The organism is Virgibacillus byunsanensis (assembly GCF_042675965.1).
Taxonomy (GTDB): Bacteria; Bacillota; Bacilli; order Bacillales; family Amphibacillaceae; genus Virgibacillus_R; species Virgibacillus_R byunsanensis.
The window spans coordinates 19,352-27,125 of the sequence record NZ_JBHTKJ010000048.1 but is presented as its reverse complement, the minus strand read 5'-3'; the positions used below and the strand labels follow the sequence as shown (position 1 = coordinate 27,125).

Annotated in this window: 6 protein-coding genes; all 6 read left to right on the top strand. The window is 36.8% G+C overall.

Annotated features, from left to right (window positions below; all coding sequences use genetic code 11):
- Positions 1–285 precede the first annotated feature (285 nt).
- The 6 genes from ACFQ3N_RS15890 to ACFQ3N_RS15865 all read left to right on the top strand — a co-directional run bounded on the left by ACFQ3N_RS15890 (position 286) and on the right by ACFQ3N_RS15865 (position 7,735).
- Entirely contained in the window at positions 286–1,332 is a 1,047-nt protein-coding gene (locus tag ACFQ3N_RS15890) for a hypothetical protein (RefSeq protein WP_390363517.1), read from the top strand.
- A gap of 28 nt (positions 1,333–1,360) precedes the next feature.
- On the top strand, positions 1,361–2,464 hold the full coding sequence (locus ACFQ3N_RS15885; protein WP_390363516.1) for a glycosyltransferase family 4 protein: 1,104 nt from the start codon (positions 1,361–1,363) through the stop codon (positions 2,462–2,464).
- Positions 2,457–3,215, top strand: a complete 759-nt coding sequence (locus ACFQ3N_RS15880) for a HipA family kinase (RefSeq protein WP_390363515.1) — start codon at positions 2,457–2,459, stop codon at positions 3,213–3,215. Before ACFQ3N_RS15885 ends, ACFQ3N_RS15880 begins: the two co-directional genes overlap by 8 nt.
- A 174-nt stretch (positions 3,216–3,389) precedes the next feature.
- Positions 3,390–4,391, top strand: coding sequence for a UTP--glucose-1-phosphate uridylyltransferase GalU (gene galU, locus ACFQ3N_RS15875; protein WP_390363514.1), 1,002 nt, complete (start codon positions 3,390–3,392; stop codon positions 4,389–4,391).
- A 1-nt stretch (position 4,392) separates the two neighbouring features.
- A complete protein-coding gene (locus tag ACFQ3N_RS15870) occupies positions 4,393–5,715 on the top strand; it encodes a UDP-glucose dehydrogenase family protein (RefSeq protein ID WP_390363513.1) in 1,323 nt (440 codons plus the stop codon).
- Positions 5,716–5,839: 124 nt separating this feature from the next.
- Complete coding sequence (locus ACFQ3N_RS15865) at positions 5,840–7,735, top strand: PrkA family serine protein kinase (protein WP_390363512.1); 1,896 nt, start codon at positions 5,840–5,842, stop codon at positions 7,733–7,735.
- Positions 7,736–7,774 lie beyond the last annotated feature (39 nt).

Here is a 7,774-nt window from a genome sequence, read left to right as displayed (position 1 = left end):
AGCCGTGTGCGTTAATTGCGCCCGCACGGATCTGTGAGGGGGGCGGGACACAATCCTTGAGGAAAGGCCCCCTCCTACTTGACCCATTAAGGCTTGGCGATAAGCCAAGTTTTCTAATAACGTTGTAGGTTACTTCTATTTCTTATATTCAACCTCACCCTATTCATCTATTGAATACATACATTTTACGTTAATAGGTTCTAACCCTTACATTTTAGGACGGTTTTGAATTAACTATAGTAGGGGGTAAAAAGATGCCTAATATTAGATGAGAGGAACATAAGTATGGATACGAAGTACCTGAAACGGTGCATTAAAGAAATTCAAGTCACTAACTTGGATAATGCTGATGTGGGAGTAGTTAATGACTCACCATTGGAAATGATTGGTAAGGGACGTCAAGGTGCAGTTTTTAAATTTACAGACGATATATGTGTGAAAGTATTTGGGAATTACGAAGACTGTGATCGGGAGCACTATGCCTTATCATTGGGGCAAAAAACAGGTCTATTTCCATTGATCTATGCAAAAGGATCGCTTTATATTGCAATGGAGTTTATTAGAGGGGTAGATATACGTGAATACTTGCAATCGCAGACGCTAACGGAGGAACTCTCTTTAAAACTAATTGACATGTTAATAACGTTTAAAAAAATTGGTTATGATCGAATTGACCATCATAAAAGGCAAATTTTCCTACAACCTGATGGTAGTTTGAAAGTAATTGATGTAGCTAGAGCAGTATGGCGTGACCGTGTGTATCCTTACCCCCGGAAATTATTGACTTCTCTTGGTGAAGAATATAAAGAATTATTTTTAACGCATGTACAATCACTTTCTCCGGAATTGTATGACGAGTGGAAGCATTATATCCATATGGAAGAACTATCACGGGAAATTTACCAAAAACTGATACCAGTTACAACAGATACTGCGAAGTTGAAAACGTCTAGTAATAAGCTATTAACCAATGAGGATAACAAATTATATGCTTTTCAACTGGAGAGTTTAATGCACAAAGTATTTAAGGAAGAATGGGTCAAAACGATGCTTGCACGTGGTTATAATCCGGATACCGTAAAAGAAGAAATTGATGAGTATTGGGATAAATATGAATTGAAATACAAAGAGAAAGACAAGGGTAATCAAAGAAGCAATAATAGAAAGGTAATCAATAAAAGATATAAAAATTCTAAGAACCTAAAAGACAGTAAAAAAGAAAATGACTATAAAAACAACAAAGGTAAAAAGAGTAGTAGTGGAAGACCTAAGCCACAAGGTAAAAACAGACGTCGAAACGCGAACCCTCCTAAAAGTAAAAGAAGAAGGTAAATTAAATTCTAAGTGAGGAGAAACTAAGATGAAAGTGTTAGTAATCTGGCGTTTGCTCACAGTTGGCGGGGTGAATGCCGGATGGCGAAATCGTTCCATCTATTTTAAGAAACATGGAATTGATACAGAATTCCTCTATACAACAGATCATGGTGGTCGTCATATTATGGAGGATATTGCCCCAGTATATTTAACGAAAGATAAACAGGAAATCATAAAGATTATCCAAGAAAATAATTACGATGCCATAATCGTTATCGACACAAGTGCTGCTTATAAATGGATCCGAAAAGCAAAATTTCAAGGACCTATCATTATAGAAGCCAGAACACCAGAGCTCATTAAACTACAACCCCACTTAAAATCTTTCAAGGGTATTGAACCGGTATCGATTAATGTTCCTTCACATTATCAGAAACGTTTAGTCTCTATATTGACTGAAAATATACCCATAAACGTTATTTATAACGGTGTAGATACGTCATTTTTCCGCGCTTTATCCTCTGAAGAAGTAGATTTTAACAAAGATCCTATATTACCTAAGAATAAAAAGGTTATTGGATGGATAGGTAGAGTGGACAAACGTAAAAACTGGCAGATGTTAATAGAGGTTGCCAAATGGATTAAAAAAGAACGCAATGATATTGAAATTTGGGTCGTTGGAGGGGCGCAAAGTGTCCAGCGAGAAGAATTTAAAAAAAGATGGCAAGAGGAGGATCTTACCGACATCATTAAGTGGTACCCTGTCATTCCTTATCAACAAATGCCACACGTTTATGCGAAGATTCGTCAATCTGGCGGTTGTACCCTCGCAACCACAAAATCAGAATCATTTGGTAATACCTTTATTGAATCAATGGTTTGCGGTGTACCTGTTGTGGCCTCCAATATAATGCCAATAACAGAACTAGTTGATAAAGGGAAAACCGGGCTTCTCTACCGGGGACAAAATGTTGAGGATGCAGTAACGCAAATCTACACAATCCTAGATAATTCAGATCTCCATGCTAACATGTCAGAATCAGCTATTCAACACGTTTATCATAAGTTTGAAATTGGTGTGGTTGCAGAGCAATATGTTGATTTGTTACAAAAGCTCATCAAAAATGCTGGAGTGGACGATCATGATTAAGCCAGTTGCATATCTTAAAAAACTAGAAGGTAAGTCAAATGCACATTTAATTAGGTTTAATGACAATAGAGAATATGTAGTGAAATATTTTCAACCAGGATTTGAAAAATCTCTGTGTAACGAATGGATTGGCTATTGTTTAGGCCGTTATATTGGACTACCAATTCCATATGCCAAAATCGTACAAATCCCACAAGAATTCTCTTCTCAAATACCTGAATTAAAAGAGATGAGTACTACACAACATCAATTTGCTTCGTTGTACGTATCTGGGTGCATGGATGCACACAAAGTTTCTTCTGTTCCTGAGATTATAAACTATCAGTCATTAGCTAGTATTATCGTCTTTGATTACTGGCTTTGTAATGGAGACCGAACTCGAAAAAACATATTACTGTGTGCGGAACAGGAGAGCGTTTATCGGTTATGGGCCATAGATCACGCGGAAATTCTAGGTGGTTACAATTGGGTTGAGTCTGAATTAGAAAACCTGTCATTAGATTTAATGAAAAGTGCTACACATCAATTGATGGCAAATTTTATTAAAGATGAGGAAGACTTTCGTAAACAAGTTGAAATTATTCAGACGATTCCAATCTTACTGATGGAGGAAATTGTTACGTTAATTCCTGATGATTGGATGGTAACAAAAGAGGAAAAAAAAGCGATTGTTACCACGCTGCTAAAACGTCGTGATAAAGTACTTCCTAGGATGATGAAATTGTTTTTAAATAAAACATATAAGGCGTAACACATGTATTACCATGAACTCCTTTCCCAGTAGGGTAAGGAGTTTTACTAGTTCAACAGACTAGTATGACTACTAATGACTCAAGGACAATCGCCAATTTCTATTACTGATAGGCCTTCAACGTTCCAAAACTAGTCCAGTTGAATATAAAAGAGTAAGAAAGGAGCAAGAATAATGAACATTCGAAAGGCTATAATTCTCGCTGCTGGCCTAGGAACACGTCTTTTACCAGCAACTAAAGTGCAGCCAAAGGAAATGATCCCAATTGTTGATAAACCAACTATTCAATATATTGTCGAGGAAGCTGTTGCATCGGGGATTGAAGAAATTGTCATTGTAATTGGTAGAGGAAAGAGGTCAATAGAAGATCACTTTGATAAAGCCTACGAGTTAGAAGATGTATTATTTATAAAAAATCAGCTAGCTGTATTAGAAGAAGTTCAAAAGATATCAAATTTAGTAAATATCTATTACGTCAGGCAACAGGATCCAAAAGGGCTTGGACATGCCGTGCTTTGCGCTAGAAGCTTTATTGGCAATGAGCCTTTTGCTGTTTTGCTAGGAGACGACGTCGTTATGTCCCAAACGCCGTGCTTAAAGCAAATTATCAATGTTTTTAACTATTATAATAGTTCGGTAGTAGCTGTTCAAAACGTTCCCAAAAGTCAAGTTAGCAAATATGGAATTATTAAAACAAAAGGGACAAATATCGATCCTAACCTGTTAACTATTGATTCAATGGTAGAAAAACCGAGCATAGACAGTGCCCCATCAAATTATGCGATCATAGGTCGTTATATATTAAGGCCAGAGATATTTGATATTCTTGAAAGTCTTCCAATGGAAGAGGGAAAAGAATTACAATTAACGGATGCTATTAATGAGCTTAATAAAAGACAGTCGGTTCTAGCTTATAACTTTGAGGGAAGTCGCTATGATATTGGTGATAAAATAGGATTTGTTAAGGCAACATTGGATTTTGCCTTACAAAGGGATGATATAAAAGAAGAGATACTAGCTTATTTAAGAGGTGTAGATGTAAGTGAAAGTCCTGTAGAAACGGTTGAAGAGAGTCAGAATCAAACTAAAGATGAGAGCCAGGATATAGAAACTGAAGAAAGCAGTCGGAAAAATAGTAAGAAGAAAATTAAAACGAAAAACAAAAAGTCTGATTGATATGAAAGTGGCTATATTAGGAACAGGATATGTTGGCTTGTCAACAGGTGTTTGTTTGTCAGATATAGGGCATGATGTCATTTGTGTCGATCTGAATGAAGCGAAAATCAATAAACTTAGCCAAGGAATTTCTCCAATCTATGAACCAGGTATGCAAAGATTACTTACAAAAAATATCGATGCCGGCAGATTGTCATTTACCACATCTCATCAGGAAGGTCTAGATCATGCAGAAGTTGTGATCATTGCCGTAGGTACCCCGCAAAAGGATGACGGTGGAGTCGATTTATCGTATATAGAGCAAGCGGGGAAGGATATTGCCGTACATGTAAAACAGAGTACAATAGTTGTCATAAAGAGCACTGTTCCTGTTGGTACGAATGAGTATGTGAAGCGCATAATAGATGAACAATTCGATGGAAATCATTCCATTGAACTGGTATCAAACCCTGAGTTTCTAAGACAAGGATCCGCTATTATGGATACGATAGAAGCGGATAGAATTATTATCGGAGCTGAAAAAAAAGAAGTCGCTATGAAATTGCAAGAAATGTACCGACCGTTACATGTTCCCATTATACTAACTAGTATTAGAAGTGCTGAAATGATTAAGTATGCTTCAAATGCTTTTTTGGCAACTAAGATTAGCTTTATTAATGAAATTGCAAATTTGTGCGAGTCAGTAGGAGCAGATGTTGAAGATGTAGTGAAAGGTATGGGAAAGGATAAAAGAATCGGTAATTCATTCTTGCAGCCCGGAATTGGTTATGGAGGGTCGTGTTTTCCCAAAGATGTTAAAGCATTACTCCATACAGCAGAATTAAACGGCTTCGATTTTTCGATGTTAAAAGAAACGATAGCTATTAATGATTCTCAGCGAAGACTTCTTGTAGCAAAAGCAGTAAACCGATTTGGAAATTTAAAGGGGAGAAAAATTGCGATGCTTGGTCTGTCTTTTAAACCTGAGACAGATGATATGAGAGAAGCACCTTCCATTACAATTGCACGTTCATTAATCGAACATGGCGCAAAGGTTACCGCGTATGATCCCGTAGCAACTGATAACGCTAAAAAGATAGTAGAAATGGATAAAGTTAGGTTTACCAGTACCATCAGTAAAGCAGTTAAGGAAGCAGATGCTATATTTATTGTTACAGAATGGAATGAGTTTAGACAAATGGATATCTCAGAAATAATCAAAAAAATGAAAAGCCCAATCATTTTTGATGGAAGAAATTGCTTGGAAAATAATCGAATAAAAGAATGCAAAACTATTGAATATTATCCAATAGGCAGACCCCCTATTATTATTGGAAAGAACTAAAAAAGTACCTTTAACTAAGAGGTGCTTTTTCGTATTAATATTACATTTCTATAAAAGCAATCCGCATCATGAAGGGTACTCGTGCATAAAATGTATAAACCTCGACATAGATGGAGGGAACACAATGGATATACTAAACAAAGTAAGAAGCCACCGTGAAGAAGAAAGGCGGCTTAAATGGGAAGGGACGTTCGCTGAGTATCTCGAAGTTGTGAAACAAAGGCCAGAAGTTGCTCAAACAGCTCATTCACGTGTTTATAATATGATTAAAAACTCTGGAGTAATAGAGAGAGACGGACAACGAATGTATGAGTTTTTTGGGGAAGGAATATTTGGTCTTGAAGATGCAATTGAAAGGTTAGTGGAGGAGTACTTTCATCCCGCTGCAAAAAGACTTGATGTCAGAAAACGGATTTTATTATTAATGGGTCCAGTTAGTGGTGGTAAATCAACAATTGTAACTATGCTTAAACGTGGTCTTGAACAATATTCCCGAACAGATGAAGGGGCAGTTTATGCGATAAAAGGGTGTCCCATGCATGAAGATCCACTTCATCTTATTCCACATCATTTACGGGAAGACTTTTATGAAGAGTATGGCATTCGTATTGAAGGTAGCTTGTCACCGTTAAATACGATGCGGCTTGAAAAGGAATATGATGGTCGTATGGAAGAAATGATGGTTGAACGTATTTTCTTATCGGAGGATAAACGTGTCGGGGTCGGGACATTTAGTCCATCCGATCCGAAATCACAGGATATTGCAGATTTGACAGGAAGTATTGATTTTTCAACGATAGCTGAATATGGTTCAGAATCTGATCCACGAGCATATCGTTTTGACGGAGAATTGAATAAAGCAAACCGTGGGATGATGGAATTTCAGGAAATGCTCAAATGTGATGAAAAGTTTCTCTGGCACCTATTATCATTAACACAGGAAGGTAATTTTAAGGCAGGAAGATTTGCCTTGATTTCAGCTGATGAATTAATAGTTGCCCATACCAACGAAGCAGAGTACCGCTCCTTTATATCCAATAAAAAGAATGAAGCACTTCATTCTAGAATTATTGTTATGCCAATACCTTATAATCTTAGAGTGAGTGAGGAAGAACGAATATATCAGAAAATGATTAAAGAAAGTGATATGGCACACGTTCATATTGCTCCACATGCACTGAAAGTTGCTGCCATTTTTTCGATTATGACAAGACTTAGTAATTCTAAAAAACAAGAAGTTGATCTCGTTAAGAAAATGAGACTTTATGATGGAGATAGTGTGGAAGGGTTTAACCAAATCGATGTGGAAGAGTTGAAGAAGGAATTTAGTGACGAGGGAATGAATGGAATTGATCCCCGTTATGTAATCAATCGTATTTCTTCTACCATTATTCGAAAAGAAGTACCTTCCATTAATGCCCTTGATGTATTGCGTTCCTTAAAGGATGGATTAGAGCAGCATCCTTCCATTTCAGCGGATGACAAGGAAAAGTATATGAACTATATTTCCGTTGCGAGACGAGAATATGATGAAATTGCCAAGAAAGAAGTTCAAAAGGCTTTTGTATACTCCTATGAGGAATCAGCGAAAACACTAATGAACAATTACTTGGATAATGTAGAGGCGTATTGTAATAAAAATAAATTAAGAGACCAGTTAACGGGAGAAGAAATGCAACCGGATGAGAAGCTCATGCGGTCCATTGAAGAACAAATTGGAATCTCAGAAAATGCTAAAAGAGCTTTCAGAGAGGAAATCCTCATTCGCATTTCAGCATATGCAAGGAAAGGGAAACGCTTTGAGTACAATTCCCATGAACGTTTACGAGAAGCAATACAGAAGAAATTGTTTGCTGACTTAAAGGATGTTGTCAAGATTACCACGTCCTCCCAAACACCTGATGAGTCACAGCTTAAGAAGATTAACGAGGTGATTGCAAGGTTAATTGATGAACATGGTTATAATTCGATTTCAGCAAATGAGTTATTGCGATATGTAGGAAGTTTATTGAATCGCTAAAATAATGTAAGGGAAAATAAGTTAGTTTGGAGAACATTC

Bases quoted from the DNA above. Each gene is read 5' to 3' on its own strand.
- ACFQ3N_RS15890 (WP_390363517.1), top strand. From the start codon at position 286: ATGGATACGAAGTACCTGAAACGGTGCATTAAAGAAATTCAAGTCACT.
- ACFQ3N_RS15885 (WP_390363516.1), top strand. From the start codon at position 1,361: ATGAAAGTGTTAGTAATCTGGCGTTTGCTCACAGTTGGCGGGGTGAAT.
- ACFQ3N_RS15880 (WP_390363515.1), top strand. From the start codon at position 2,457: ATGATTAAGCCAGTTGCATATCTTAAAAAACTAGAAGGTAAGTCAAAT.
- galU (WP_390363514.1), top strand. From the start codon at position 3,390: ATGAACATTCGAAAGGCTATAATTCTCGCTGCTGGCCTAGGAACACGT.
- ACFQ3N_RS15870 (WP_390363513.1), top strand. From the start codon at position 4,393: ATGAAAGTGGCTATATTAGGAACAGGATATGTTGGCTTGTCAACAGGT.
- ACFQ3N_RS15865 (WP_390363512.1), top strand. From the start codon at position 5,840: ATGGATATACTAAACAAAGTAAGAAGCCACCGTGAAGAAGAAAGGCGG.